Source organism: Priestia sp. MDV22-iso46 (assembly GCF_058629175.1).
Genome location: NZ_JBZVWT010000001.1, coordinates 525,504 through 552,255, shown reverse-complemented (window position 1 = coordinate 552,255; position 26,752 = coordinate 525,504). Strand labels below are relative to the sequence as shown.

The following is a 26,752-nucleotide window of genomic DNA, read 5'->3' as shown; positions in this document are numbered from 1 at the left end:
GAAGGTTTTTATTTTTTTGAAGGTGAACGGTTGCTTGTATGTTTTGTGTTAGCAACCTTTACATATTTATTTTCTGTCTAACTAGATTCGATTAGTATAGTTATTAAGTTACTTTAATGTCTCAAGTTAGCAATTTAAATAAAAAGGAGGAAAGGATGAAGGAAAAAGAGACTCGTAGCTTGCAATACTGTATTTCGAATATTAAATATGAGGAGCTGATGCTAGATGGCAACGTTACATTTAGATAAAGTATATAAAATATATGATAAAAAGAATATCGCCGTAAATGATTTTAACCTTCAGATTAAAGATAAAGAGTTCATTGTATTTGTTGGACCTTCAGGCTGTGGTAAATCTACTACGCTGCGAATGATCGCTGGTCTAGAAACAATTTCAAAAGGTAATTTTTACGTTGATGGAAAGCATATGAACGAAGTAGCTCCAAAAGATCGTAATATCGCTATGGTTTTTCAAAACTATGCTCTTTACCCTCATATGACAGTTCGAGAGAATATGGCATTTGGTTTGAAGTTAAAAAAAATAAAGAGAGATGAAATTGATAGACGTGTAAATGAAGCCGCTAAAATGCTAGGACTAGAGACATATTTAGAGAGAAAACCAAAAGCTTTGTCAGGAGGTCAGCGTCAGCGAGTTGCTTTAGGTCGTGCTATTGTTCGGGAAGCAAAAGTTTTCTTAATGGATGAACCATTATCTAATTTGGATGCGAAGCTGCGAGTACAGATGCGTGCTGAGATTATTAAACTGCATCAAAGGCAGCAAACAACAACAATCTATGTGACGCATGATCAAGTGGAAGCTATGACAATGGCTACTCGCCTAGTTGTTATGAAAGACGGGATTATTCAACAGATCGGAACTCCTCAAGATATTTACAGCCATCCTAGGAATGTATTTGTAGGCAGTTTTATTGGATCGCCCGCAATGAATTTTTTTCGAGGGTATCTCCAAGGCACTTATTTTATAATGGGAAAAACTAAAATACAGCTTCCTGATTTTCTAATACACGCTTTACATTCTCAAGGTCATAATGAGAAAGAGGTCATAATGGGTGCGCGTCCTGAACACATTGTATATCATAAAGAGGATAGTAAGAGAGAGTTGAACAATGAGTTTTGCTTCACTACGACACTAGATATGATAGAGGTACTAGGTGCTGAAACAATTTTATATGCTAGTTTAGAAAAGCAAACGTTTGTCGCTCGAGTGCCTCTTTTATGTGAGTTTGAAGCAGGGGACAAAGGCGCTTTTTCGTTGAATTTAACCTACGTGCATTTCTTTGATGGAGAAACAGAAGAGCGCATTTCTACAAATGTAGATAAAAAAGTTAAATATTCTGATAAATGTATTGACTAGTTAACGATTGCAGTTTAATATAACAATATATAACATTACATAATGTTGTATATCATATTTTATTTAAGGAGTGGGGAAAATGAGCAAAACAGTAGTGAATGTAAAAAGTGATGTGCAAGCCGTATTAAACGAATTAAAAAGCAAGCAAATTCGTAATGTGTTTTTCGTCGCATGTGGAGGATCTTCTGCGATCATGTATCCAGCTAAGTATGTACTAGATCGAGAAGCTCAACATATTACATCCGATTTGTATAGCTCGAACGAATTTATCCACCGCAATCCGCAGCAGCTAGGAAAAGACTCCTTAGTTATTTTATGTTCCATGTCAGGAACAACTCCTGAGACTACAGAAGCAGCTAAGTTCGCTAAAAGCAAAGGCGCTTATGCTGTAGCCTTAACAAATGAACCTACTTCACCTTTAGCACACAGCGCAGATATTTTTATTAAGTATGAATGGGGCAATGATATCGATGCTTTTGAAACAAACTTAGGCGTTTTATATCAGCTTGTATTTGGTCTATTATACGTAGCAGAAAAAAATGATAAGTTTGCAAAGTTAGTTACTAGCTTAGAAAATCTACAGTCTGTTTATGAAAAAGCTCTAGAATACGAAGCGAGCAACGCAAGAAAATTTGCTGAATCACATAAGTCTGAACCGGTTATTTATACAATGGCCAGCGGTTCGAACTATGGAGCAGCATATTCATTCAGCATCTGTATCTTGATGGAAATGCAGTGGATTCATTCTCACGCTATTCACGCTGGAGAGTATTTCCACGGTCCATTCGAAATTATTGATGAAAACGTACCGTTTATCATCTTAGCTGGACTAGACGAAACGAGACCTTTAGAAGAACGCGCCTTATCATTCTCTAAACGATATGGAAAGAAATTAACTGTTCTAGATGCAAAAGCATATGACTTCGAAGGAATTGATAAAGATGTGCAAGGGTATATTGCTCCTCTTGTATTAAACCGTGTACTGCGTCAGTATGCCGAAGAATTAGCTGAAGCACGCAATCATCCTTTAAGTAAAAGACGCTACATGTGGAAAGTAGAATATTAATAATCTCCTAATAAAGATAGAAATCTGTATATTTTCCTTACGAGTTATACTATAATGTTATAAAACATTATAGTATAACTTATATATGAAAGCACTTACAATAAGGGGGTTTCTATATGAAAAAGACAAATTTAATCTTAGCCTCACTTTTAAGTTGTTCTTTAATGCTCGGGGGGTGTGCTGGAAAACAAACGTCTTCAGACTCAGGCACAGGAAAGACAACATTAACATTCTTTCACAGATGGCCAAAAGAACCTGAAAAAAGCTACTTTGAAGAAGTTGTAAAAGAATTTGAAAAACAGCACCCTGATATTGATATTAAAACAGAAGCGGTCTTAAACGATTCATATAAAGACAAAATTAAAGTTATGACAGGCACTAATACCCCTCCTGATGTGTACTTTTCTTGGAGCGATGAGTTTGCTAGACAATTTGTCAGAGGAAACAAAGCCTTAGATTTAACCTCTTATTATAAGAAGGATTCAGCGTGGTCTTCCAAGCTTGTTCAATCTCAAATTAAACCATATACCGTTAATAAGAAAATTTACGGTGTTCCTGTCACAATGGATGGGAAAATGTTTTTTTACAACAAAGATATCTTCGATAAATTAGGATTAAAAGCGCCTACAAACTGGAACGAGCTACTAAATGTTTTAAGCGTGTTAAAAAAGAAGCATTATACAGCTTTAGAATTTGGAAGCCAGGATACATGGACCATTTCTCACTACGTAGGAACCTTAAATCAGCGCATGATAAAGCCTGACGTTCTTTCAAAAGACTATAATTCAAAAACTGGGACATTCACGGATAAAGGCTATGTAAAAGCTCTAGAAAAATTAGAAGAATTAGTTCCTTACTTTAATAAAAATACAAATTCGATTGATCATGAATATGCAAGACAACAATTTTCAAATGGAAAAGCAGCTATGTTTTATGCTGAAACCGCTGAAATTAAGCTTTTCGGTCCAACGAAATTTAAGATTGGCATGTTTAATTTTCCTAAAGTAGAGGATGGAAAAGGAAATGCTACTAATTTAACAGGATCACCTGAAGGGTTTATGATTTCTTCTAAAACAAAGCATCCAAAAGAAGCGATGGAATTTCTTGAATTTTTAACATCAAAACAAATGGGTGAAAAGCTAGTAAAAGAAGTAGGGAAATACAGTGCAGTAAATGATACAGCTAACAGCAGTAATTCAACACCGGAGCAATTAGAAGCAGTAGATAATATTTTACAAGCCAAAGAGATGGCTCCATGGTTTGATATGGCAATCGATGCTCGAATTGCAGATGCTTATTTAACAGGGGCTCAGCTTATGCTAAATGGTGATAAAACCCCTAAAGAAGTAATGAAAGATGTGCAAAAAGCTGCAGCGAGTGTTCGTGCTGAATCTAAAAAGTAAGGAAGTGAAAAAGCGATGTTAAAACGCAATAAGCTAACCCCTTATTTATATCTTTTTCCTGCTTTTGCTTTTTTACTACTTGTGTATATCCCTATTTTTCAGAATATTTGGGATAGTCTTTATGAGTGGAGCACATTTTCACCAGACAAAGTTTTTGTAGGAATAGATAATTATGTGCACTTATTTAAAGACCCTGTTTTTTATCAGGCACTCAAAAATAATATTCTTTATGCGGTCATTTCAATTATTTTTCAAGTGGGAGGCGGTCTAATTGTGGCTGCCGTTTTAGAAGATAAACTTATTCGAAAGTTTTCTCCTTTTTTTCGAACGGTTTATTTTTTACCAGTAGTCGTCTCGATGACCGTTATTGCCTTGTTGTTTACTTTTTTTTACAACCCTGAAGTAGGGCTTCTAAATCAAGTGCTTAAAATGATCGGATTAGACTCATTGGCAAAACCTTGGCTAGGAGACAGTAATACAGCTATTTATGCAGTTATTGCTGTATCTCAGTGGCAGTCTATCGGCTATATCGCCATGCTGTATATTGTAGCGATACAAAAAATCTCACCTGAATTGTATGAAGCAGCTGAAATAGACGGCGCTAATAAATTTAAAATGTTCTTTCATATTACTGTACCGCAAACAAAAGAAATGACATTTGTTGCTGTTATTTTAACGCTCACTGGTGCTTTTACAGTATTTAATGAACCTTATATTTTAACTGGAGGCGGACCGGGTACATCATCTGAAGTCCTAAGTACGTATTTATACAAAACAGCCTTTTCGAAAGATATGATGGGCTACGCTTCCTCAATTGCTACTGTCATTTTAATTATTACGCTGTTGATTTCTCTTGTTCAAATGAAAGCATTTAAAACAGGAAAGGAAGACGCTTGATGCAGATGCCTAAAACAAATGTCACCTTACCTAATGTTGTCAATACAGCCAATAAAGAAAGAAAAAAGAAGAGGTACACAGGTGTAACGATAGTATATGTCGGATTAATCATCTATTTTATCGTCATTGCGTATCCCTTGCTTTGGATGATTATAAGTTCTTTTAAAAGCACGGATGAAATCTTTACTCACAGCTGGTCTATGCCCCATACTTGGCTAATTGAAAATTACGTGACAGCGTGGAAAAGCGGAATATCTTCTTACTTTTTAAACAGTGTGATCGTCACGGGCGCGTCTTGTTTTTTGACGGTCCTGGTCAGTGCGTTAGGAGCTTATGGGCTATCACGCTTTGAGTTTCAAGGAAAAGCTTTTGTCCTTATTATATGTCTCGGAGGACTTATGCTTTCTCCTCAGGTAAGTTTAATTCCTTTGTATAGCATTATTCAAAAACTTGGAATCTATAATACACACTTGGCACTGATTCTGCCTTATGTTGCTTATCGAATTCCTTTAACCATCTTGTTAATTCGAGCTTATTTTCTTTCGATTCCAAAAGAACTGGAGGAAGCAGCTCGGTTAGATGGATGTACAAGCTTGGGGATTTTATTTCGGATTTTCATTCCAATGAGCACGCCCATTTTATTAACAACGACAATTTTGACAGCTTACTACACATGGAATGAATTTATGTTTGCCATTATCTTTATCGACGACGACAGTTTGCGTACAATCCCAGCAGGATTAATGCAATTCAGAGACGCTTTGCAAACAGATTGGGGGGTATTACTAGCTGGACTGACCATTTCAGCAGCACCGATTGTTATGTTGTTTTTATTTATGCAAAAATATTTTATCCGTGGCATTGCTAACGGGAGTGTTAAATAATAGGAGGATAAGCAGATGAAACTAATTGGAGTAGGGGATAATGTAGTAGATTACTATAAAGACCAAGGAAAGATCTATCCAGGCGGCAACGCACTAAATGTGGCCGTATTTTATAATAGATTGAGCAATCATCAGTCTTCCTATATGGGAATCGTGGGGAATGACGAATCGGCAGAGCATGTAGTCAATACTCTGCAGCAAGAAAAGATGGATATTAGCAGAGTAAGAAGAGCTGTAGGAGAGAATGGAATGGCGGTTGTAACACTTGATGAACAAGGTGATCGGATTTTTGTAGGATCAAATAAAGGGGGCGTTCAATCTAGATTAAAACTAATGCTGAATGAATCGGATTTAACCTATATTGGTCAGCACGATCTTCTTCATACGAGCATTTTTAGTCATTTAGAATCTGACCTTCCACTGTTACATAAAGTTGTTGATATTTCCTTTGATTTTTCTACGAGATACGATGAGGAATATTTACAGCAAGTATGTCCATATATCAGCTATGCATTTTTCTCAGGAAGCAGCCTGCCAGAAGAAGAGTGTATGAATTTAATAAAGCGAGTACACTTGTTAGGAACCAGTGTCGTATGCGTGACAAGAGGAGAAGAGGGAGCTTTATTATCAGTCGAAAACCAATTATTTAAACAGCCTATAATTCCTACAAATGTAGTGGATACGCTTGGGGCTGGAGATTCTTTTATAGCTGGTTTTCTTTCTTCTTACCTACCAGAAAAAAACATAGCCAAAGCCCTCCATAATGGATCATTGGTGGCATCACAAACCTGTCAGAATTACGGAGCATTTGGATATGGAAAAGAATATAATGCAGACTGTGCGATGGTTTTAAAATGAATAAAATAGCGCCTTTGCTTTTAAAGCAAGGCGCTATTTTATTAAGAATTAGAACTGTCTATAGTGAACGTAACGCGATTCGCAGGGTAGTGTAGAAAAGATGAATGAATCGGTCTTTTTTGTGCATCATACGCCACTTTTTCCACTTTAAACAGCGGCTCTCCGACTTCACATTCTAAATGTTTTGCTTCATCCACGTTTGCAAATACCATGTTCAATAATTTTTTATTATGAACCGGAGCAATATTGTACTTATTTTTTATAGTATCGTACATTGAAACTGAATTATGGACGTGCTGATCTAAGTGTGGTAACAATTCTAAGGAGTAGTGAGAAATTTCTAAGGTAAGAGGCTGGTCGTCATAATACAGGATGCGCTGCAGTTCAAGGACTTCACTTTCTGGAGGGATTGATAACATCTTTGCCACATGAGCTTTTACAGTTTTTATACCAAAAGACAAAATTTTAGTCTGCGGTACTTTCCCTAATTCCGACATATACTCTGTATGCCCATTAACAGCAAACAGCTCTCTTTTAGCTTTTGGATATTGAACAAAGGTTCCTTTTCCTTGCTGACGTATTAGAAGGCCTTCTTCTACTAAATCTAATACGGCTTTTCTTACCGTAATCCGACTTACTCCGTATATATCGCACAAATCTGTTTCAATTGGAAGTTTTTCACCCGGAGTATAAACTCCTTTATTAATATCTTCTGTAATAGCCTGTTTTAACTGCATATATAAAGGCGTAGAGCTATGAGTATTTAGCTTCATCTTTTTCCTCCTCTTTTCTAAATACTTTCTTTTGAATATAATTATATTATAACGTAATGTGATGTTATATTACAATTTGCTTTTATTCCTTTTTATCATGTATGTTTGATACAAAAGAAAGAAAGGTTGGCGAATTCAAAGTTCTATAGCATTTACCTTTCTTTTCTATTAATTGAAAACATGGGTAATGGTTAGACAAGCAATAGAAAATATGCAACAATTTTTATTACCAGCTTCTTCAACATAAGATAAAATATAAAGAAGGTAAGAACTTTATAAAAAGGAGATTCCGCCATGGGTGAAAAAAAGAATATTGATATAGGTGGTCTTAGTTTTGCTTGGGATTTAGAAAAAGGACAATTTAGCTTTGAAGGAGAAGATGCAATCCTTTTTTGGATTTCTTCTGCGATGAAAACATTGTTTGACACAATCGAAGAAATATCTGGAGAAGAGGCAGCTTCTATAGTACTGGAAACCACTGGTTTCCGACAGGGATTAGTAGTAGGAGAGTACTTTCAAAATATGAAAGGCGTAACGGTTTTTGAAGCGGCTGAGTTAATTACAGATACATATGCTTCGGCTGGATGGGGAAAAACCACTATCAAATATTTAAATCCTGAAAGTAAAACTCTATCTGCTGAATTAAAAGACAGTTGGGAACATAAAATTAACGTTGCGCAAAAGAAAACAAAGGGAGGAAATTTTCTTCCGGCCCATTATGCAGGGATTTTTACAGGACTATTCGGAACAAATATTTGGTACAAGGTGATTCAACATCAAATAGAAGGGCATGAATGCACCACAGTAGAATACTTCCCTTCCAACATTGATATCAATCAAAATATTCATCAATTAGCCAGAAGAAAAGAAGCGCAGAAAATAGAATATTTGCAAAACGTTGTAGCAGAAAAAACAGCAGAGTTAAAAGATCTTATTAAAAAGCTTTCTTCTCCTATTATTCCGGTTTTGGAAGGCATAGTCGTCGTTCCTTTGATTGGCAAATACGACGAGGATCGAACGGAAGATTTGATTGTCAATACATTAAATAACCTCCCAAAACATCAGGCTAATTATCTTGTGCTGGATTTAACCGGATTGGATAAAGAACTTACTGAATATACGGCAAGTCTTATTGAAAAATTAGGTGCAGCAGCGTCCCTGATTGGTACGAAAACAATTTTAGTAGGAATTTCTGCTGACTTAGGGTTAGTTATATCAGAGACCCATATTGATTTATCAAAATATGATTGTTTTCAAACATTGCAGCACGGCATTCATTATGCATTGGCACAAAGCGGACGAAGCATCGTTTAAAAGATATATTTGAAATATAACAAAATGCACTCATTCAGCATTATAACAAATCTCTTTATCAAAGAACGGAAATGTATTGAAGGATTTTATTTTTCAAAAGAGGAATTGACATGAAACCAAAAGGTGTTATATTATTTTTATATAAAACTTTTTGGTGTTATTTTTTAAAAAGGAGAATGAAGATAACGATGAATGATAAAAGTGTAGTAGAAGATGTAAAACAGACGATAATATTTAACGCGCCGATTCAAAAAGTTTGGGATAAAGTAGCAACCGCAGAAGGGCTCCAACAATGGTTCATGCCTAATGATTTTCAGCCTCAGGTAGGATGTGAATTTCATTTGCAATCGCCTTTTGGACCATCTCCGTGTAAAGTGTTAGAAATAGATGCACCAAACTATCTTTCTTTCTCTTGGGATACGGATGGATGGGTCGTTTCGTTTACCTTAAAAGAAATGGGTAATCGAACTGAATTTACGCTTATTCATAGCGGGTGGAAAGAAGCTGAAACACTTCTTGAAAAAGCAAACGAAAAGAGTTCAGTAGTACGAGATAGAATGAGCTACGGGTGGATTAGTCTCGTAAATGAAAAACTTCGAAAGGTTGTTGAAAACTAAATGACTTCATCAGCTCCCAAGCATGATATCTTTCAAGCCATTGCTGATCCTACTCGAAGAAAAGTACTTGAGCTGCTTTCTGAAAAAGAATTGCCTATTTCAGAAATAACGTCTCATTTTTCAATAAGCCGTACCGCTATTGTCAAGCATCTTCATATACTTTCAGAAGCAGACTTAGTCCATGGACAGAAAAAAGGCAGAGAAAAAGTGTATTATCTTCAGCCAGAGCCTTTAAAAGAAGTACAAGATTGGCTTTCTTACTACGAGCAATTTTGGACGAACAAATTATCTATTCTTCAGCATATTGTTGAAAGAGATGAAGAAGGAAATCAATAGAAAAAGCATAAAAACGTTTTTTATAGGGAATATAGCAAAGCCAGTCGTTAAAAAGACTGGCTGTTTTACATAAAAGCTGGTTTTATTCTAGAAGGATAAATAAAAGAAAGATGCAGAACAACATAGGACATTTCTTGAAATAAAAAGATAGACCTTTAGAAGAAAAAAGGGGGAAACAGAGCAATGAACAAGCTTTTATTTTACGGGACGAGCGATGCTCAAGGAGTGCCTCGATTATTATGTGACTGTAAAGTATGTACACAAAAAGATCAATTAAATCAGCGCACAAGGCCTAGTGCACAGTTTACAATGGACGGTAACGTGTTTTTGATTGACGTATCACCTGATTTTAAACATCAATTTCATTTATACAATAACAAAAAAATCCCTTCTACCGTTTTTATTACTCATCCTCACAATGACCATGTGGCTGGTTTAGGAGATTTAGCTGATTTATGCTATTGGAATAATGTAAATACAGAAGTCGTAGGAGCGCCTGAAGTCATCAGCGAGTTAACCGAAAGATTTCCTTATCTCGCAAAAAGAAAAGGGCTTACCTTTAAAGGAACGTTAAAATGGGATAGTAGAGAAACAACCATTACGTTTCATAAAGTAAATCACGGATTTAACGGTCATTCCTACGGCATTGTGGTTCATCAAAAACAAGGCGAACGCTGGGCGTATGTATCCGATTCTTTTAATGTGACAAAAGAACAGTGGCAGCCCTTTTACCACTTAGATTTACTGATATTTGGTACATCTTTCTGGAAAGAATATCTTCAAAAAGAAAAAAGATCCGTATATGACGTGACAGAGGCAATGGAGATCAAAGCGAAGCTACAGGCAAAAAACATGGTGTTTACTCATTTATCACATGATATCGATATCCGAAAGCACGCCGAGATGCTCTCAGATGAAAACGTAAGCTTTGCCTATGACGGACGCGAGATTTTATTACCCTAAGTATAGTAATACATAAACGCATAAAAGGTTTCATTTAAAGAAGCAGCGGAGGTAAAGCGCTGCTTCTTTAAACTTGTAAATTAGATATGTTCGATAAAGTCGATCACAACTTTGTTAAACCGATCGCTTTCTTCGAGAAAAGGGCAGTGGCAGCTGTTCTCAAAAACTTCAAGTACAGAACCTGAAACCAGCTTTTGAATATGTCTTCCAGCTGCTACCGGAATGAGTTTTTCTTCTTTTCCAAAGCACAGTAAGGTAGGGATTGTAATAAACGGGAGAAAATCTCGATAGTCCACAATGGATTGATCAAACAAAATAGCACTGGCTATTGACTCAGGCATTTTCGTTACTTCTTTCATAATCCAATGTTTATCTTCTTCAGTTAATTCATCCTTAAACATAAGCGGAATAAAATTTTTTAATGTACTTGTTCGATCAAGCTGAATACCCTGCATAAGCGAAATAAGCGCAGGTAAATCAAATGCACCGATCGGAAAGTCGGGCCATTTAAAATCTGAAGCCATTTCATCTACAATAATATTCCCTTTTACATTTTCTTGACCAAATTGTTCCAAATATTCCCACACAACAAAAGCACCCATCGACCAGCCTACTAATATGACGTCTTTTAATTGATGAGTGGTTATAAACTCATGCACATCACGAGCATAAGTGGAAATTGTATGGCCATATGGAGTATGACTTGAATTTCCATGTCCTCTTAAATCCAAAAGAATAGTTAGATACTGCTTTGAAAAAAAAGAAAGCTGGTTATGAAAAAAACGACTGCTCATCCAAACTCCGTGAATGAAAATAATAGGTGTTCCTCCCCCTTGTTGTTCATAGTACAACGTTGCACCGTCTTTTAATGTATAAAAAGGCATCATTTTCGCCCCCCACCTCAAAGATTTATATCTCATCATGTATGCGCGGGAAAATTCATGTAGAACGTATCGAGTCAATAAAATTTTTATTGAAGAACAAATCCTAGAAGTGAACGCTTTGATATGTTATACTATTACAGGCTTAAATACTGTATGTTTTTGAAACAATCATTCACTGTAATACTTTTTAGATAGAAGCATCCTTATAAAAAGGATGTTGTTTTTGTCGTAATGTACCTTTAAGTAATGAATTGTTACCATCAATTCGGTTCACAATAACCGACCTACATGCATTATATCTTGCAAATATAAACAGATAGGTGGAAGAAGCAACATGACTGAAAGAAAACCATATCAAGTACTACTATATTATTTGTACACACCAATTGAAAATCCTGAAGAGTTCACAGCTCAGCACTTGGCATTTTGTAAAGAGCTTGAATTGAAAGGACGCATTTTAATTGCGGCTGAAGGGATCAATGGAACGGTATCAGGAACAGTTGAACAAACAGATAAATACATGGAAACGATGAAAAATGATCCTCGTTTTGAAGGTATTGTATTTAAAATAGACGAAGCAGATGAACATGCGTTCAAAAAAATGCACGTGCGTCACCGCAAAGAATTAGTAACTCTTCGACTAGAAGAAGATGTGAATCCTCTTCGCGTAACGGGTAATTACTTAAGCCCAAAAGAATTTTATGAAGCGATGCAAGATGAGAATACGGTCGTAATTGATGCAAGAAACGATTATGAATACGATTTAGGTCACTTCCGAGGAGCTGTTCGTCCGGATATTCGAAACTTCCGTGAGCTTCCTGAATGGATTCGCGACAACAAAGATCAGTTTGAAGATAAAAAAATCTTAACGTACTGCACAGGCGGTATTCGCTGTGAAAAATTCTCTGGATGGCTTCTTGAAGAAGGTTTCGAAGATGTAAGCCAGCTTCACGGAGGTATTGTAACATACGGAAAAGATCCTGAAGTACAAGGTGAACTATGGGACGGTCAGTGCTATGTATTTGATGAGCGCATCAGCGTACCAGTTAACCAAAAAGAGCATGTGATTGTCGGAAAAGACCACTTTACCGGCGAGCCTTGTGAACGCTATGTTAACTGCGCAAACCCAGAATGCAATAAGAAAATCTTAGCTTCTGAAGAAAATGAACACAAATATTTACGCGCTTGTTCACATGAATGCCGAGTGAGCCCTCGTAACCGCTATGTAAAAGAACACGGTTTAACAGAAGAAGAGTTTGCAGCACGTGTTAAAGAGCTTGAAAAAGAACACGTAACTTTATAATAAAAAAAGCAGCACGCTATACAAAGCGTGCTGCTTTTTTTATGAAAAGATTCTCTTAGAACCTCGTGTTTAAAGAATGTCATACAACGGGTATTTATGAAAAAGGAAAGATATTCCTAGCTTTTTTAATTTGTTTAAAAGAATATTTTTTTGAGAAAGCGATTATAAAAAAAATGGTTGTACATAAAAACGAAAAAGGAGCTTAAAAATGGAAGCAAAAATTGAAAAAAAGTACGATGGCCGTTTGCTTGAAGGACCCCTATGGGATGAAGAAAATCAAAAATTAGTACTAGTAGACATCTTAGATAAAAAGCTTCTTACGTACGATCCAAAAACGACAACCTTAGAAGATATTACTCTTCCTTCAGTCGTTACAAGCGTTTCTAAAACCAATCATTCAAAATTGATTGTCTCCACCCATAATCAGCTGCTTTTAGTTGATAAAAACAAAAAGAATCATGAAGAGTATATCCGTTTAGATACTCTTGAAAAAACCATGCGTTTTAATGACGGGAAATGTGATCCATATAATCGCTTTTGGATTGGAACGATGAGTGAAGAAGATGAAGAAGGAAAAGCCCAGCTGTACGTAGTAGATGAAAAAGGTGTAATTAAGAGTGCTAAAGAAGGATTAAGCGTGTCAAACGGGCTAGCTTGGAATCGAACAGGAGACAAATTCTTTCTAGTCGATTCACCGAAAAATAAAATTATGTCTTATTCATTTTCGAAAGAAACAACAAGGCTCGAAGATGAAAAAGTGGTGATTGACCTTTCAGATATGGACGGGTTTCCTGATGGAATGACAATTGATGAACACGACCGATTATGGGTAGCGCTTTGGGGAGGTTCCAAAGTTATTTGTGTAGATCCAGATAAAGGAGAAATTATAGAATCTATTCATCTTCCTGTTTCCAATGTAACCTGCTGTACATTTGGAGGAGACGATTTACAAACCTTATTTATCACCACAGCTAAGGAAGAAGAAAAATACGAAGAAGCTGCCGGCTCTCTTTTTTCATGCCGAGTAGGAGTAAAAGGCGTGCCGGCTTATACTTACGTATATTAGATAAGCGCTTATCAAAATGTAATGATTCCTAAAGACCAGTAACGAGAGATTTTACATGCAGCTTCTACAATTCCTTTACATTGTGTTCACTTCTTTACATTTTATTCTTTATGTGGAAGAGGAATAAAATATGGGGACAACGAATTTCCATAAAGAAGCCTTTTAAAGAATATGAACACTTCTGTTGGGTAATAATGGGGAAAGGTACAAAAGGAGGAATTGTTTTGGAACAAACATTGTATGAAAAAGTGGGCGGACAAGAAGCTATTGAAAAAGTAGTTGATTATTTTTATTCTGAACTCGTATTAAAAGACGAAACGGTCAGTCACTTTTTCGAGCATACGGACATGGATAAACAGCGTCGACATCAAGCCAAGTTTATAAGTTTTGCCTTAGGTGGCCCGAATCAATATTCAGGAAAGTCCATGGCCAAAGCACATGCAAATATGAATATTCAACCCGAACATTTTAATGCAATTGCTAAGCATCTTCACGATGCACTTGCTCACTTTAATGTTGAAGAGCCTGATATTGACCAAGCATTAAGTAAAGTTGAATCCCTAAGAAATGATATTCAATATAAATAAATCATAAAAAAGAAGGTTACTGTGACCTTCTTTTTTTATGCTCAAAGCTGTGATGTAGGAAGGAAACATGGAAAAGACATCGTAATATGATAAAAATGCAATAGGTGAAAATATTCATCGAAAGTCTGGGAGTGGGAGTATGTCAGCAATTAATGGGAAGCAATACGTAGAGAGAATTAATCAATTAAAAGCAAATGTATGGGTTGATGGCAAGCTCGTAACAGGCGATATATCAGAACATCCGGCTTTTAAAGGAGCCATTAACAGTCAAGCTAAGCTTTATGATCTTCAGCATGATAAAAAAATCAAAGATATCATGACATACCAATCTCCGGCTTCTAAGAAATTCGTTGGTACATCTTATTTACAGCCTAAAACAAAAGAAGAGTTAAAAAAAAGACGAGAGATGACTCAGCAATGGGCGCAATTAACCCATGGCATGATGGGAAGAAGTCCAGATTATATGAATACCGTATTGATGGCTTTTGCATCCTCTGCAGAACTCCTGAGAGGAACAGAAAATTGCTTTCCTGAAAACATCATTTCTTATTATGAATATGTGAGAGAGCACGACTTATCGCTCACTCATACATTCATCGATCCTCAAGTCAATCGAATCCAATTTTATTACGAGCAAAACGACGAACCGATAGCAGCAAAAATAGTTGATAAAAACAATGAGGGAATCGTTATCCAAGGCGCGAAACTGCTTGCTACACAGGGTGGAATGACGGATGAGCTACTCGTACTGTCTTCAGGGGGCATTCAAGGAAAAGAAAAAGGATTTGCTTTTTCGATTCCAAGTAATACAAAAGGAATTAAATTTATTTGTAGAGAATCATTTGCAGGAAAAGATTCGACGTTTGATTATCCATTAAGTTCTAGATTTGAAGAAATGGATACAATTGTTGTCTTTGACCATGTATTAGTACCGTGGAACCGCGTGTTTTTCTATGAAAATGTAGACGTATCAAATACATTTCTTTCTTCTAGTTCCTTCTCAGCTTTTGCTCTGCATCAAGTAAGTTCAAGGAGAATTGTCAAAACAGAGTTTGTATTAGGGATTGTACAATCTCTGATTGAGACCATTAACATTACGGACTATCCGCATGTGCGAGAAAAAGCAACGGAGCTTATTATTGCGTTAGAAACGATGAAAGCCCTCGTGATGAAAGCAGAAGAAGAAGCGGAGATTGATCCATGGGGATACATGCGTCCGAATGAAACTACACTTCGTATTGCCGCAAATATATTTTCAAAAACATATCCTACCTTTACAGAGATTATCCAGCTTTTAGGTGCAAGCGGACTAATGGCAATACCAACAGAAAATACGAGCCGCTCATTGGTTAAAGAAGATATTACGCGTTATTTGCAAGCTAAAACAAGAGGGGCAGAAGATCGAATTAAGCTTTTTCGACTAGCGTGGGATTTAACTATGAGTCCGTTTGGCACAAGAGAAACGCTGTATGAACGTTTTTTCTTTGGGGAGCCTGTACAGTTAACCAGTTATCTGTACTTATCTTATGATAAAGAGCGCTATGTACAGAGAGTAACCGATTTTTTGAAAAGTTAACGGAGAAAACGAATCTCCGCTGGGTATGATAGTTTAGTTACAAAAACAGCGGAGATGCTTATTGAATAAATTTGAAAAATCTGCAATAATTTTCAGGGAATCATTTCTGTGAAAATACTAAGGAATACCATAAAGATAGGATGTTACAATGAAGCAATTAATCTATTTTGGTTTAGAACAAGCAAAATCTTGTGTTTTTCCTGTTATCATTTTTCTTACATTGGCCATGACAAAAATAATTGAAGTACCGTTTATTTCCAGATATGACCTTATTTTATTAGTCTGTCTAGGAACTCAAGTTTTAATGGTGATGTTTAAACGAGAAACGCTTGATGAAGTAAAAGTCATCGCAGTATTTCATTTAATTGGACTAGCGTTAGAACTCTACAAAGTTCATATGGGATCATGGAGCTATCCAGAAAAAGCTTTCACTAAAGTCTGGGGTGTTCCGCTGTACAGCGGATTTATGTATGCTAGTGTAGCCAGCTACATGTGCCAAGTGTGGAGAAGGCTTGAATTAAAGCTTACGAATTGGCCTTCTACGTGGATCGTCAGTATACTAAGTATGGCTATTTATCTTAATTTTTTCACGCATCATTTTATTTACGACTTCCGCTGGTTTTTAAAACTTTTTACTTTACTTATTTTTTATCGAACTTTTGTATATTTTACGGTTAACAAACGTACATATCGCATGCCTGTAGCACTGTCTTTTATACTGATTGGCTTTTTCATTTGGATCGCTGAAAATATCGCAACATTTTTCGGGGCATGGCAGTATCCAGATCAACAGCAGCAGTGGACAATGGTTCATATAAGTAAAATTAGCTCTTGGCTTCTTCTTGTGATTGTTAGTTTCTTGATTGTTGCTTTACTAAAGCATTTAAAAGAAAATCAAAGCCAATTTAAACAAAGGAAGAAATCAAAAGAAACAAACGAAATATATGAAAGATAGAAACATAACTATGTACACGCTGTTAATATGAAGTGCAGAATCTTTGGAGGCTTATATGCAAGAATATATTTTTTATCTTCCCTATTTTAAATCAGCGGGGAAGACCGTAGCAGTTACAAATGAAAATGGAGAAAACGTCGGACAACTTAAGAGAATGCATAAAAATATGTGGACTAAAAGTATTGATTTTTTAACTCGTGATGGACTTCCAGTTTTAGATTCTATTTCTTGGTTTCCTATCTTTTCCTGCGGCTTAAAGGTACATTTACAAGTTCAATGGGAAGGAAGAACGGTGCTTATTGATCACGTGAAAAAACACCGGTGGGTGATAAAAGAAAATGGAAAAACAGTGGGGGATCTATTAGGTAAAGGAATAATTAAAAACGAAGGACAACAAGAAATTAGATGGGGAAATAACGTCTACATGTTAAGCAGTCATGAAGCCGTAGAGGAAGCGTGTATTTTAATCAAAAAAGAGAAAAAGTCGCAGAGTTTAAAACAGACCTTTTTCATTTTAAAGAAGGCAAACACTCAATAAGAGTAATAGAAGAACTGCCCGTACCCATTTTTATCGCTTCTTACTATATAACTACTTTTATTATGCCATACATATAATCAGGCGCAGAATGATTCTGCGCCTGATTTTTATATCATGATTTTACAAATATCATTTGTGAATTCAACGGGATCACTAATAGATAAGCCTTCAATTAGAAGAGCTTGGTTATATAATAAATTTGTATAAAGGTCTAATTTCCCTTTATCATTTTCAAATGCATCTTTTAAAGAAGCGAATACATCATGATTTACGTTAATTTCTAACACTTTTTCTGCTTTTACATGCTGATTATCAGGCATAGCACTTAAAATTTTCTCCATTTCAATCGTTACTTCACCATCAGCTGATAAGCAAACGGGATGTGTTTTTAAACGTTTAGACGCGCGGACATCTCCTACTTTTCCCGCCAAAGCTTTTTTCATATAGTCAAATAGCTCTTTATTTTCTCTTTCCTCAGACTCATTGATCTGTTCTTCTTCTGCTTCAATCCCTAAGTTACTGCTTGAAACAGATTTAAATTCTTTTTCTTCGTACGTCATTAACATTTTAATGGCAAATTCATCGATATCTTCTGTAAAATACAGAATTTCGTACCCTTTATCTGCAACCAATTCTGCTTGAGGAAGTTTTTCAATTCGGTCGTACGATTCGCCTGATGCATAATAGATATACTTTTGATCCTCAGGCATGCGCGATACATACTCATCTAGTGTTACGAGCTTTTTCTCTGTAGAAGAATAGAATAAAAGCAGGTCTTTTAATACGTCTTTGTTGCTGCCAAAGTCACTGTAAACGCCGTACTTCAGCTGGCGGCCAAATGATTTATAAAACTTCTCGAACTTTTCACGTTCGTTTTTAAGCAAGCTTTTTAATTCATTTTTGATTTTCTTGCCGATGTTTTTGGCAATCAGCTGAAGCTGGCGGTCTTGCTGCAAAATTTCACGTGAAATATTAAGAGATAAATCTTCAGAATCTACCATACCTTTTACAAAGCTAAAGTAATCTGGAAGAAGGTCTGCACATTTATTCATAATTAAGACGCCGTTTGAATACAGTTCAAGCCCTTTTTCAAATTCTTTTGAGTAGTAGTCAAACGGACTATTTTCTGGAATAAATAAAATGGCATTGTAGCGAATCGTTCCATCCACATTAATATGAAGGTGAGTGAGCGGTTTATCAAATCCGTAGCGCTTTTCTGAATAAAACTGCTCATAGTCTTCTGAAGTCAATTCATTTTTGTTTTTCTTCCAGATCGGTACCATACTGTTGATAACTTGCTCTTCTGTATAATCTTCTAGCTCGTTATCAGAACCTTCTTTAGGACGTTTTTCCGTTATGTCCATTTTAATCGGGTAGCGGATAAAGTCTGAATACTTTTTAATGATCTCTTTTAAACGATACTCTTCTAGATACTCATCATATGTTTCATCTTCTGTATTTTCTTTAATTTTTAAAATGATTTGAGTCCCAACCGTTTCTTTTTCGCAAGGTTCGATTGTATAACCATCGGCACCAGTAGATTCCCATTTATAGGCTTCACCGCTGCCTAACGCTTTACTAATCACCGTTACGACATCTGCCACCATAAACGCTGCGTAAAACCCAACGCCGAATTGGCCGATAATCGTGTGCCCGTCCTTTGTTTCATTTTCGTTTTTAAACGCAAGGGAACCGCTTCGCGCAATTGTGCCCAAGCTGCTTTCAAGCTCTTCTTGCGTCATGCCAATCCCAGTATCCGTAATGGTTAAGATACGGTTAGTTTTATCTGGTGTTACTTTTATGTAATAGCTTTCTTTGTTAAAACGCAAGGACTCGTCTGTTAAAGCTTTGTAATAAATTTTATCGATTGCATCGCTTGAATTTGATAGAAGTTCTCTCAAAAATACTTCTTTTTGAGAATAGATGGAATTAATCATCATCTCTAATAATCGCTTTGATTCGGCTTTGAATTCTTTTTTTGACATAAGAAGTTCTCCTTTCCAAATAGGGCTTGTAAAACAATTAGCACTTGAGTGGATAGAGTGCTAATCACTCTTCTTATTTAACATGTATTAGGATATTTGTCAATATATTAGGAGATTCACTAAAGAGATTAAAAATTAGACTGAAAAAAGCAAACTTTTAAAAAAAGGTTGAACGTTCTGAAAGAGTTTGCTAGAATATACTTAATTTCAAAGACTATGTGTGACTGGCGAAACGCGGATAACCGTGAGGAAGCATATAGTGACGTAGCCGTTCGCCTGGGCAGAGGTAAGGGATTAATACATATCTCTTACCTCTTTCTGTTTAGGGGGAGAGGATATAGAAGTTACCAGACATGTAGGCTAAAAAACCAGACTTTTAAAAAAATTAAAAACGAAGTTCCTTTATTCAAAGGTAAAAACATGTAAAACTACGATGATAATCAGAGGAGAGTACAAAATGAGCACATTAACATTGGAAAAAGTACAAACAATCAAAACATTAAACAACATTGCACAAAAAGGTCTAAATGTTTTTAATCAAGAAGGTTATCAAATTGACAATGACAGCGAAAACCCAGATGCGATTGTCGTGCGTAGCTTTAACATGCACAGCATGGCATTTGACCAAAATTTAAAAGCTATTGCACGAGCTGGAGCAGGGGTTAATAATATACCAGTGGACGCTTGCACGGAGCAAGGTATCGTTGTATTTAATACGCCAGGAGCTAATGCAAACGCAGTAAAAGAAATGGTTTTAACTACAATTATGGCTTCTTCTCGTAACTTATTTGCTGGAGTTGAATGGACAAAAGGATTAGACGGCCAAGGTGATCAAATTCCTAAGTTAGTTGAAGCAGGCAAAAAACAGTTTGTTGGAAAAGAAATCAAAGGTAAAACGTTAGGCGTTATTGGTTTAGGTGCAATTGGTGCTCTTGTAGCAAACGATGCGCTTGATTTAGATATGGACGTAATTGGTTTTGATCCATTCATTTCTGTTAATACAGCTTGGAATTTGTCTCGCAACGTACAGCGTGCAATGTCTCTAGAAGAACTATTTGCAGCATCTGACTATATTACGGTTCACGTTCCATTAACGGACGATACAAAAGGTGTTTTCAATAAAGAAACGTTTAGCATCATGAAACCAGATGTTCATATCTTGAACTTCTCACGCGGTGAGCTTGTAAACGAAGAAGATATGAAAGCTGCTCTTGAAAGTGGAAAAGTTGGCCGATACATTACAGATTTCCCAAATCAAAATGTCTTGAACATGAAAAATGTTGTGCCAATTCCTCATTTAGGGGCATCAACTCAAGAATCAGAAGAAAACTGCGCGGTAATGGCAGCACGTCAAGTGAAAAATTTCTTGGAAACAGGAAACGTTAAAAACTCAGTGAACTTCCCGAATGCATCTCTTCCTTACACTGGGAAAAAACGCGTAGCTGCTTTCCATCACAACGTGCCGAATATGGTAGGACAACTTACGCAAGTATTCTCAAACTACAATTTAAACATCGCAGATATGGTGAACAGAAGCCGCGGTGAATATGCGTATACAATGATCGATATTGACAATCAAGTAAGTGACGAGATTGTGCCTGAGCTAGAAGAAAAAATTGGTCAAATTGAAGGAATTATTACAAGTCGTATTATCTAATTTGGTTCCCATCATATTTTAGTGTTTCAGCCCTAACTTTTCTAAGTTAGGGCTGTTTTTACATGGTGTTTACCTCATATCATTTCCTTTATTCTCATAGCATATAGAAATACCTTTAAAGAGGTGAACGTTTTGTCAGGAGAACTGATAGGAATTTTGATAGGGTCGCTCATCGCGCTGGCAGGAACATTCATTACGTCTGTCGTAGCTATAGTGATGTCGAAAGAGCAATACAAACAAGAGCTTCGCAAAGCATTTATCCAAAAGAAAGTTGATGCCTATACCCATGTGTGTCAAGTTATTCTAGCTATAAAAAATGATTTACTTACAAAAACCGTTTCTTCATCCGGCTTAAACTGGACGGCTCAATCTATTAATAAACTAGCAGATGTGTGTATTACGGAAGGACTATGGATCGATGAAGAAGACAGCAAAAAGTTGGAGGTTCTGCAGAAGCAGCTTTCAAAGTTTGTATTTGATGAAATAGAACTGTCTAGACATGATATCCTCACAACCTGTTATAAAATTGTTGAATATTGTGAAAAAAAGGTAAGGATTCTTCATTTTATGACCACAAAAGAATAGGTGATTACTACTTTAAGAAGTGATAGTAGAAATATTAAAAAAGCATTGGAATATAAAATTACAAAACAATCCGTTTATATACCAGCAGCCGACGAGGACATTAGTAAGTAATGAAGACGGTAAATTTATCTTTTCAAATAACGGTTCCTACGTTATTTTTCTAGTTTCTCCGGGAAATAAAGAAATTAAAGCTGAAATTGCATATAGATGTTTTGAAAAAAAACGTAAGAAGGAATGTTAACTGAATAGGTCTTAGCGATTGTATGAGAAGTGTATGAGCTATTTCATATTTAGTACAGTTCTTAACAAACAGTAAGTGTTTATGAAAAGAACTTTGCAGCAGCATACAAAGTTCTTTTTTATAGCTTGCGTTTTTTCGTTCGATTGTGGATATAACCAAAGAAAAACAAAGCAAGCAAAAGTATAATTCCGACTAAATAAGCGATTTGAATGGTATTTAAGGATGTTGAGGACTCAAGGATTAAAGCGATAATACATAAAACTAAGCCACCTAGTACAATAGTAAATCGATTAACACTGTATAAAAAACGAATGCCGTATTTTTTATATAGCAGCAGGGAGGAAGCAAAAAGACGACTGTTATAGAACGAATGCCAAATACAGCTGATATACTAATCACCTCTTTGTAGAATGAAGTAACCTTTTTGTCCAGGTAAGGGTAAGCATCCTTAACATCTCACGTTAATGTCTAAATTCACATTATCTTAAGTTTCAATTCATACTGGCTTCATATAAATTAATCATACTGAATGTATTAATGAAAGATATGAGGTGGAATAATGCTAAACAAGCTTTTTAAACTATTTACACAAGAAACCGAGATATCTAAAGATAAAGAAGTAGATCTCCCCGAAGAGAACGATTTTAACGAAGTTTGTGATGATCATTTCATTATAGATGAGTATTAGAAACCCTATAAAATGCTGCAAAATTTAAGAAATTGATTGAGTATATCTGTATAACCAGTAATTGCACAAGGGCCGTAAAGGTATACTTTTACGGCCGATTAATATTGATGAATTGCTTTTCACATGAAACAATGTGAAAAAAATGGGCATCCTAGAAGCAAAAGGAGGGGATAGAATGGGCAAAGAACCAAATGATGAAACAAGTGAAGGGCTGAATCAGCTTTTTGAAATCATCAATGCAAAAGGCGACGAGGGCGAACTTAGAGAAATTGTCAGCAGGAGCAGTGAAAAGAATAATCATAAAAATCATGAGGATCAATCGTAAAAAGAAAATAAAAAACCTCTTCATGGAAATCATGAAGAGGTCAGATGAAATAGTATTGCAACCATTCCATCCTGCAGAGTTTTAAAGTATTTTAAACTCTTGATACGACTGGTTTTATGGAACTGATGGGATTCGAACCCACGACCCCTTGTCTGCCAGACAAGTATTCTCCCACTGAACTACAGTCCCGATTATGTAGAGCCTTTATTGCGTGTTGACTCTACTATATTTTAATACGTATGCCGCGCGTTCGCAATAGTTATTTTCAGTGTTTTCTAATTTCTTCATATGAATATTAACTTCTAAAAAAATCATTTACTTCTTGTTTGTACGTATAAAAAAAGCTTGGAATTTGGCTTGGTTCCAATCCTTTTGCAGCGTATTTGCTGATGGATTCGTAGTACCATTTCTGCTTTTCGAATCCTCTTTTAAAGCTATTCCAAATCGTATCTCCTTGCTGATCGTAGCTTTCTTTTAAAGACCGTAAATTGTCTAATTTATCTGCTACAATTAAAGATTTCACTTCAAGAGAACCAGTTTTCACAATTTGAATTGTATGCTGTTTACGTTCTTCCCAGCTTTTTGATTTGTTTTCTGTATGAGCTTCAACAATCCCCGCTACCTCTAAACCAAATCTTTGTACAATTTCTTCGAGTGTTACACTTGTATCTTCTACAGCATCATGCAGATAAGCTGCTGCAATTACTTCTTCACTAAAACCCGCTTTTTCTAAAATATTACCTACGTTAATAGGGTGAACAATATAAGGTGTATCGGACAGCTTGCGCATTTGGCCGCTATGAGCGTGTTCTGCATATCTAAGTGCTTCTTTTATTAAAGACATCATATTCCTCCACTTTTTTTTATACAGTATATCTTCATATTATTAGTATAAACGAATATAGCTCTCCTCACTTTATAAAATTGCGCAAATTCATTTCTCATAATAAGGTAAGGCTATTAAAAGCCCTTGTTATTGTACGGTTTTTTATAAAGCCTAATATCTATTTAATAGGCCTGTATCAGTTGCCATTTCCTTTTTTATTCATAGTTTGTATGAAGGAGTGATAGCAATGCAAAACCGTAATAATCAAAATATTAAGGTCATTGATGTTTCTCATCACAACGGAACAATTGATTGGGCAAAAGTGGCGTCGGATGGTGTAAAAGGCGCGTATATTAAATTAACAGAAGGCACAACCTTCTTAGATAAAAAATCATATGATAATTATATAGGAGCAAAAAATGCAGGTCTACGTGTAGGCTTTTATCACTTTGCTCATGCTGATAATGATCCTATTGCAGAAGTTAATTTCTTTTTAAATAAGTTGGGCAGCATGAAGGTTGATTTGCCTCATTGCTTAGATTTGGAAGAAAACAAAGGGAAAACAAAAGCGCAGGTCACAGCCTTTGCAGTTAGATGGATGGAGTATATTGAAAAGAAAACAAGCATTACACCTATTCTTTACACGGGATATAGTTTTATTAAATCCAACTTTACAAGCGCTGTAGCAAAATATCCGCTATGGGTAGCCCGGTACAGTGGAAGTAACCGTTCTAAGGGGTTTGCTAATCCGGGGAATACAGCGATTTGGAATAGATGGGCTATGTTCCAATATACAGATCAAGGAAAGGTAAAAGGAATTAACGGAAATGTTGATATTAACGAAATGGATCTCGATTTCTTTAATAGTATTAATACAGGTGTTACGGTGGTGGAAAATAATAAGCCATCAGCACAATTACAGCAAGGTGATAGCGGACTAGCTGTAAAAGAACTGCAGCAAAATTTAACTAAATTAGGATTTGACCTTTCTCAACACGGAACCGATGGTCAATATGGAAATGAAACTACTGCAGCTGTTAAAGCTTTTCAAGAAAAGTATGGATTAACGTCAACTGGAAAAGCTGATGAAAGAACATTGGCTAAAATGATGGAATTGCTTAAAGGTATAAGTAATCCTATAGAAGAATCATTACCGAAGGTTACTTCACTGGGAGATAAATATTCTTTCCAAGTAAAGGCGAAGAAGGATATTGAGGTCTATAAGTATGCGAATGTAACAGAGAATTTCAGAACTATAAAAAAAGATACGATATTTAGCGTATATGGCTATACGTATGCAGCATGGGCTGTGCCAGGTGGATTTGTGCAAATAAAAGATGTAGAACCTATCTCAGTTACAATTAAAACAGGTGGATTAAGTAAAGACATGGAAGCGGAATTTCGTGCTTTCTTAAAAAATGAAGGAATTGACAGTGAATTACATGTAAATGCAATAGGTAATCCATCAGCTAAAATCACAGCAGCTGGACTAGATTTTGTAAAAGTTAAGCAGTTTTTAGATAAAAAAGGCTGGTATTATAAACAATAAAACCCCGCTCTTCGGAGTGGGATTTTGTCTTGGGATTTAATAAAAAAGATAGCAGACATCAATTAAGTAATTAAAATATGTTCTAAATAATAAAAGAAGTGGTAACCAAAAAGATTCTATGTATAGTTCACCTGTAGCAGTCATATTTTTAGTCAACAGCTCATGGAGGGTGAATGAATATGAAAAATACGCAGATTCGAATTGAAACACTGTCCTACCACTACGAAAGCATTATGGTGAATGACGAAGTAGAGCGTGCGATAAAAAATATTGAAGTGACGTATCGAGTATATAAACATAACCATGTTTTAAACGGACATGTAGTACTTTCAGGAGAAGAGATTTACGATCTTCAGCAGCTGACTCACGCAGTGGCTGGGAAAATAAAAGCAGAATTAGAAACTACATAAAAAAGCAGCGCCTTTCTTTAAATCTTAAACCAAGATTAAAGAAAGGCGCTTTTTTATTAATTATTAATTAAACTGCAAAAAGAAGAAATTAAAGTATGTTCTAAATAAAATATATAAATAAAACACATAGCATCTAAGAGAATTCCTTAAAACATACACATTACCTTTGCATTGTGAACTTTGTCTCTTTTACCACTACTTTTCTTTTACTATGTGTAAGCAACACGCCGCATAACGTAATGATGCTTCCAACAATGGAAGCTGCACTCGGGATATCTTTTAAAAGCAGCCACGCTAAGAAAAAGGACAGCGCAGGAGTTAAGTAAAGAGAAATGGCAGCCTCAGCAGAACCTATACGCGATGTCAGATAAGCGAGTACCATATAGGGAATAACGGTTGGAAATAATCCTAAATATATCACGCTTATTGCTGATCTGACAGAGATATGTGCAAGTTCCGTTTCTAACCCAGGTAAAAAAACAAGCATAGAAATTGTAGCTCCCCAAATACTGTACGTCACAAAAGAAAGGAAACCATACTTTTTCAATAAATTTTTTTGACATACTATATAGATGCTTTCTGCAAGGGCAGCTAGCAGAATCAGTAAGATTCCATTAACTGAGTGTACAAAATTCTCTTTGCTGAAGGTTAAAAGTGCAACACCTGCAAAGCTTACTGCAGATCCAACCCATTTTCTTTTTCCGAACTCCTCCTGAAAAAGAAAAATAGCTAAAAGCGAAGAAAAAATAGGAGTAGTCGAGACCAGTAAACTCGCAATACCCGCACTCACCGTTTTTTCCCCAATGTTTAATGCCGTGTGATATACGGTAAAACCTAAAAAACCGAGTGCTAAAAGAAATGGAATATCTTTTATATCAGGCAAGCGCATGTGTGTGGCTATTGCAATAACTAACAGCACTAAAGAAGCAATACTTAACCGAACAAAAGCGAGGTGCTGAGGAGAAAACGATTCTAGCCCTATTTGAATAACTGGAAATGCTGAAGCCCATAAGCTAATCATCAGTATATGTAAGAACACCAGACTAAACGTTAATTTCATGTCTATTCATCTCCATTTTTTATTTTTAATCC

General features: G+C 35.9%; 27 protein-coding genes, 1 tRNA gene and 1 riboswitch. Of the genes, 22 read left to right on the top strand and 6 right to left on the bottom strand.

Annotated features, from left to right (window positions below):
* Window positions 1-225 precede the first annotated feature (225 nt).
* The 6 genes from AC4NPH_RS02910 to AC4NPH_RS02885 all read left to right on the top strand — a co-directional run bounded on the left by AC4NPH_RS02910 (window position 226) and on the right by AC4NPH_RS02885 (window position 6,482).
* Window positions 226-1,374 carry an ABC transporter ATP-binding protein gene (locus tag AC4NPH_RS02910; protein WP_098314948.1) on the top strand — a complete coding sequence of 383 codons (1,149 nt, stop codon included), beginning with the start codon at window positions 226-228 and terminating at the stop codon, window positions 1,372-1,374.
* A 79-nt stretch (window positions 1,375-1,453) separates the two neighbouring features.
* A complete protein-coding gene (locus AC4NPH_RS02905) occupies window positions 1,454-2,440 on the top strand; it encodes an SIS domain-containing protein (protein WP_029714330.1) in 987 nt (328 codons plus the stop codon).
* A gap of 116 nt (window positions 2,441-2,556) precedes the next feature.
* Window positions 2,557-3,843, top strand: a complete 1,287-nt coding sequence (locus AC4NPH_RS02900) for an ABC transporter substrate-binding protein (RefSeq protein WP_491938558.1) — start codon at window positions 2,557-2,559, stop codon at window positions 3,841-3,843.
* Between the two features lie 15 nt (window positions 3,844-3,858).
* Window positions 3,859-4,740: a carbohydrate ABC transporter permease gene (locus AC4NPH_RS02895; RefSeq protein ID WP_098196498.1), complete on the top strand. Its 882-nt coding sequence runs from the start codon at window positions 3,859-3,861 to the stop codon at window positions 4,738-4,740.
* Window positions 4,740-5,624, top strand: a complete 885-nt coding sequence (locus AC4NPH_RS02890; protein WP_491938557.1) for a carbohydrate ABC transporter permease — start codon at window positions 4,740-4,742, stop codon at window positions 5,622-5,624. The genes AC4NPH_RS02895 and AC4NPH_RS02890 overlap by 1 nt, the downstream gene beginning before the upstream one ends.
* 15 nt (window positions 5,625-5,639) lie before the next feature.
* The gene (locus AC4NPH_RS02885) at window positions 5,640-6,482 is read left to right on the top strand and encodes a fructoselysine 6-kinase (RefSeq protein WP_491938556.1); all 843 of its coding nucleotides are present in this window, start codon (window positions 5,640-5,642) and stop codon (window positions 6,480-6,482) included.
* A gap of 41 nt (window positions 6,483-6,523) precedes the next feature.
* On the opposite strand, the gene AC4NPH_RS02880 is transcribed toward AC4NPH_RS02885, so the two are convergent.
* Complete coding sequence (locus tag AC4NPH_RS02880) at window positions 6,524-7,255, bottom strand: GntR family transcriptional regulator (protein WP_063671622.1); 732 nt, start codon at window positions 7,253-7,255, stop codon at window positions 6,524-6,526.
* Between the two features lie 294 nt (window positions 7,256-7,549).
* Here AC4NPH_RS02880 and AC4NPH_RS02875 point away from each other — a divergent pair, with 294 nt between their 5' ends.
* The 4 genes from AC4NPH_RS02875 to AC4NPH_RS02860 all read left to right on the top strand — a co-directional run bounded on the left by AC4NPH_RS02875 (window position 7,550) and on the right by AC4NPH_RS02860 (window position 10,485).
* Window positions 7,550-8,569, top strand: coding sequence for an STAS domain-containing protein (locus AC4NPH_RS02875; protein ID WP_098314949.1), 1,020 nt, complete (start codon window positions 7,550-7,552; stop codon window positions 8,567-8,569).
* A 188-nt stretch (window positions 8,570-8,757) separates the two neighbouring features.
* Entirely contained in the window at window positions 8,758-9,186 is a 429-nt protein-coding gene (locus tag AC4NPH_RS02870; RefSeq protein WP_491938555.1) for an SRPBCC family protein, read from the top strand.
* Window positions 9,187-9,522 (top strand): ArsR/SmtB family transcription factor, encoded by a 336-nt coding sequence (locus tag AC4NPH_RS02865; RefSeq protein WP_013057109.1) that lies wholly within the window; start codon window positions 9,187-9,189, stop codon window positions 9,520-9,522. It begins immediately after the preceding gene.
* Between the two features lie 183 nt (window positions 9,523-9,705).
* Window positions 9,706-10,485, top strand: a complete 780-nt coding sequence (locus AC4NPH_RS02860; RefSeq protein WP_013057110.1) for an MBL fold metallo-hydrolase — start codon at window positions 9,706-9,708, stop codon at window positions 10,483-10,485.
* Between the two features lie 80 nt (window positions 10,486-10,565).
* Here the strand turns inward: AC4NPH_RS02860 and AC4NPH_RS02855 are convergent, their stop codons facing one another.
* Window positions 10,566-11,369, bottom strand: coding sequence for an alpha/beta fold hydrolase (locus tag AC4NPH_RS02855; protein ID WP_176519031.1), 804 nt, complete (start codon window positions 11,367-11,369; stop codon window positions 10,566-10,568).
* 334 nt (window positions 11,370-11,703) lie between these two features.
* Between AC4NPH_RS02855 and trhO the strand changes: the two genes are divergently transcribed.
* The 6 genes from trhO to AC4NPH_RS02825 all read left to right on the top strand — a co-directional run bounded on the left by trhO (window position 11,704) and on the right by AC4NPH_RS02825 (window position 17,394).
* On the top strand, window positions 11,704-12,672 hold the full coding sequence (gene trhO, locus AC4NPH_RS02850; protein WP_055990891.1) for an oxygen-dependent tRNA uridine(34) hydroxylase TrhO: 969 nt from the start codon (window positions 11,704-11,706) through the stop codon (window positions 12,670-12,672).
* A 208-nt stretch (window positions 12,673-12,880) separates the two neighbouring features.
* Window positions 12,881-13,738, top strand: coding sequence for an SMP-30/gluconolactonase/LRE family protein (locus tag AC4NPH_RS02845; RefSeq protein ID WP_053487279.1), 858 nt, complete (start codon window positions 12,881-12,883; stop codon window positions 13,736-13,738).
* Between the two features lie 224 nt (window positions 13,739-13,962).
* Window positions 13,963-14,325: a group I truncated hemoglobin gene (locus AC4NPH_RS02840; protein WP_025751868.1), complete on the top strand. Its 363-nt coding sequence runs from the start codon at window positions 13,963-13,965 to the stop codon at window positions 14,323-14,325.
* Between the two features lie 139 nt (window positions 14,326-14,464).
* On the top strand, window positions 14,465-15,901 hold the full coding sequence (hpaB, locus tag AC4NPH_RS02835) for a 4-hydroxyphenylacetate 3-monooxygenase, oxygenase component (RefSeq protein WP_098196503.1): 1,437 nt from the start codon (window positions 14,465-14,467) through the stop codon (window positions 15,899-15,901).
* Between the two features lie 148 nt (window positions 15,902-16,049).
* Window positions 16,050-16,856, top strand: coding sequence for a DUF817 domain-containing protein (locus tag AC4NPH_RS02830; protein ID WP_063671629.1), 807 nt, complete (start codon window positions 16,050-16,052; stop codon window positions 16,854-16,856).
* A gap of 55 nt (window positions 16,857-16,911) precedes the next feature.
* Window positions 16,912-17,394 (top strand): tubby C-terminal domain-like protein, encoded by a 483-nt coding sequence (locus tag AC4NPH_RS02825; RefSeq protein WP_255286322.1) that lies wholly within the window; start codon window positions 16,912-16,914, stop codon window positions 17,392-17,394.
* Window positions 17,395-17,501: 107 nt separating this feature from the next.
* On the opposite strand, the gene htpG is transcribed toward AC4NPH_RS02825, so the two are convergent.
* The gene (gene htpG, locus AC4NPH_RS02820; RefSeq protein ID WP_063671631.1) at window positions 17,502-19,379 is read right to left on the bottom strand and encodes a molecular chaperone HtpG; all 1,878 of its coding nucleotides are present in this window, start codon (window positions 19,377-19,379) and stop codon (window positions 17,502-17,504) included.
* Window positions 19,380-19,589: 210 nt separating this feature from the next.
* Window positions 19,590-19,668: riboswitch (ZMP/ZTP riboswitch) on the top strand.
* Between the two features lie 168 nt (window positions 19,669-19,836).
* On the opposite strand from htpG, the gene AC4NPH_RS02815 reads away from it, so the two are divergent.
* The 4 genes from AC4NPH_RS02815 to AC4NPH_RS02800 all read left to right on the top strand — a co-directional run bounded on the left by AC4NPH_RS02815 (window position 19,837) and on the right by AC4NPH_RS02800 (window position 22,875).
* Window positions 19,837-21,036, top strand: a complete 1,200-nt coding sequence (locus tag AC4NPH_RS02815; RefSeq protein ID WP_013057119.1) for a phosphoglycerate dehydrogenase — start codon at window positions 19,837-19,839, stop codon at window positions 21,034-21,036.
* A 132-nt stretch (window positions 21,037-21,168) separates the two neighbouring features.
* Window positions 21,169-21,621 carry a hypothetical protein gene (locus AC4NPH_RS02810; protein WP_013057120.1) on the top strand — a complete coding sequence of 151 codons (453 nt, stop codon included), beginning with the start codon at window positions 21,169-21,171 and terminating at the stop codon, window positions 21,619-21,621.
* A 19-nt stretch (window positions 21,622-21,640) separates the two neighbouring features.
* Entirely contained in the window at window positions 21,641-21,862 is a 222-nt protein-coding gene (locus tag AC4NPH_RS02805; RefSeq protein WP_041816565.1) for a DUF6143 family protein, read from the top strand.
* Window positions 21,863-22,725: 863 nt separating this feature from the next.
* Window positions 22,726-22,875: a hypothetical protein gene (locus AC4NPH_RS02800; RefSeq protein ID WP_013057122.1), complete on the top strand. Its 150-nt coding sequence runs from the start codon at window positions 22,726-22,728 to the stop codon at window positions 22,873-22,875.
* Window positions 22,876-22,992: 117 nt separating this feature from the next.
* On the opposite strand, the gene AC4NPH_RS02795 is transcribed toward AC4NPH_RS02800, so the two are convergent.
* A tRNA-Ala gene (locus AC4NPH_RS02795) sits at window positions 22,993-23,064 on the bottom strand.
* 106 nt (window positions 23,065-23,170) lie between these two features.
* Window positions 23,171-23,719 carry an HD domain-containing protein gene (locus tag AC4NPH_RS02790; protein ID WP_063671633.1) on the bottom strand — a complete coding sequence of 183 codons (549 nt, stop codon included), beginning with the start codon at window positions 23,717-23,719 and terminating at the stop codon, window positions 23,171-23,173.
* A gap of 229 nt (window positions 23,720-23,948) precedes the next feature.
* Between AC4NPH_RS02790 and AC4NPH_RS02785 the strand changes: the two genes are divergently transcribed.
* Together AC4NPH_RS02785 and AC4NPH_RS02780 are read left to right on the top strand one after the other, a co-directional pair.
* Entirely contained in the window at window positions 23,949-25,250 is a 1,302-nt protein-coding gene (locus AC4NPH_RS02785; protein ID WP_013057124.1) for a GH25 family lysozyme, read from the top strand.
* A 179-nt stretch (window positions 25,251-25,429) separates the two neighbouring features.
* Window positions 25,430-25,660, top strand: coding sequence for a hypothetical protein (locus AC4NPH_RS02780; protein WP_255286321.1), 231 nt, complete (start codon window positions 25,430-25,432; stop codon window positions 25,658-25,660).
* A 160-nt stretch (window positions 25,661-25,820) separates the two neighbouring features.
* On the opposite strand, the gene AC4NPH_RS02775 is transcribed toward AC4NPH_RS02780, so the two are convergent.
* Window positions 25,821-26,720 carry a DMT family transporter gene (locus tag AC4NPH_RS02775; protein ID WP_029321870.1) on the bottom strand — a complete coding sequence of 300 codons (900 nt, stop codon included), beginning with the start codon at window positions 26,718-26,720 and terminating at the stop codon, window positions 25,821-25,823.
* Window positions 26,721-26,752: the final 32 nt, after the last annotated feature.

Bases quoted from the DNA above. Each gene is read 5' to 3' on its own strand.
- AC4NPH_RS02910 (WP_098314948.1), top strand. From the start codon at position 226: ATGGCAACGTTACATTTAGATAAAGTATATAAAATATATGATAAAAAG.
- AC4NPH_RS02905 (WP_029714330.1), top strand. From the start codon at position 1,454: ATGAGCAAAACAGTAGTGAATGTAAAAAGTGATGTGCAAGCCGTATTA.
- AC4NPH_RS02900 (WP_491938558.1), top strand. From the start codon at position 2,557: ATGAAAAAGACAAATTTAATCTTAGCCTCACTTTTAAGTTGTTCTTTA.
- AC4NPH_RS02895 (WP_098196498.1), top strand. From the start codon at position 3,859: ATGTTAAAACGCAATAAGCTAACCCCTTATTTATATCTTTTTCCTGCT.
- AC4NPH_RS02890 (WP_491938557.1), top strand. From the start codon at position 4,740: ATGCAGATGCCTAAAACAAATGTCACCTTACCTAATGTTGTCAATACA.
- AC4NPH_RS02885 (WP_491938556.1), top strand. From the start codon at position 5,640: ATGAAACTAATTGGAGTAGGGGATAATGTAGTAGATTACTATAAAGAC.
- AC4NPH_RS02880 (WP_063671622.1), bottom strand. From the start codon at position 7,255: ATGAAGCTAAATACTCATAGCTCTACGCCTTTATATATGCAGTTAAAA.
- AC4NPH_RS02875 (WP_098314949.1), top strand. From the start codon at position 7,550: ATGGGTGAAAAAAAGAATATTGATATAGGTGGTCTTAGTTTTGCTTGG.
- AC4NPH_RS02870 (WP_491938555.1), top strand. From the start codon at position 8,758: ATGAATGATAAAAGTGTAGTAGAAGATGTAAAACAGACGATAATATTT.
- AC4NPH_RS02865 (WP_013057109.1), top strand. From the start codon at position 9,187: ATGACTTCATCAGCTCCCAAGCATGATATCTTTCAAGCCATTGCTGAT.
- AC4NPH_RS02860 (WP_013057110.1), top strand. From the start codon at position 9,706: ATGAACAAGCTTTTATTTTACGGGACGAGCGATGCTCAAGGAGTGCCT.
- AC4NPH_RS02855 (WP_176519031.1), bottom strand. From the start codon at position 11,369: ATGCCTTTTTATACATTAAAAGACGGTGCAACGTTGTACTATGAACAA.
- trhO (WP_055990891.1), top strand. From the start codon at position 11,704: ATGACTGAAAGAAAACCATATCAAGTACTACTATATTATTTGTACACA.
- AC4NPH_RS02845 (WP_053487279.1), top strand. From the start codon at position 12,881: ATGGAAGCAAAAATTGAAAAAAAGTACGATGGCCGTTTGCTTGAAGGA.
- hpaB (WP_098196503.1), top strand. From the start codon at position 14,465: ATGTCAGCAATTAATGGGAAGCAATACGTAGAGAGAATTAATCAATTA.
- AC4NPH_RS02830 (WP_063671629.1), top strand. From the start codon at position 16,050: ATGAAGCAATTAATCTATTTTGGTTTAGAACAAGCAAAATCTTGTGTT.
- AC4NPH_RS02825 (WP_255286322.1), top strand. From the start codon at position 16,912: ATGCAAGAATATATTTTTTATCTTCCCTATTTTAAATCAGCGGGGAAG.
- htpG (WP_063671631.1), bottom strand. From the start codon at position 19,379: ATGTCAAAAAAAGAATTCAAAGCCGAATCAAAGCGATTATTAGAGATG.
- AC4NPH_RS02815 (WP_013057119.1), top strand. From the start codon at position 19,837: ATGAGCACATTAACATTGGAAAAAGTACAAACAATCAAAACATTAAAC.
- AC4NPH_RS02800 (WP_013057122.1), top strand. From the start codon at position 22,726: ATGGGCAAAGAACCAAATGATGAAACAAGTGAAGGGCTGAATCAGCTT.
- AC4NPH_RS02790 (WP_063671633.1), bottom strand. From the start codon at position 23,719: ATGTCTTTAATAAAAGAAGCACTTAGATATGCAGAACACGCTCATAGC.
- AC4NPH_RS02785 (WP_013057124.1), top strand. From the start codon at position 23,949: ATGCAAAACCGTAATAATCAAAATATTAAGGTCATTGATGTTTCTCAT.
- AC4NPH_RS02780 (WP_255286321.1), top strand. From the start codon at position 25,430: ATGAAAAATACGCAGATTCGAATTGAAACACTGTCCTACCACTACGAA.
- AC4NPH_RS02775 (WP_029321870.1), bottom strand. From the start codon at position 26,720: ATGAAATTAACGTTTAGTCTGGTGTTCTTACATATACTGATGATTAGC.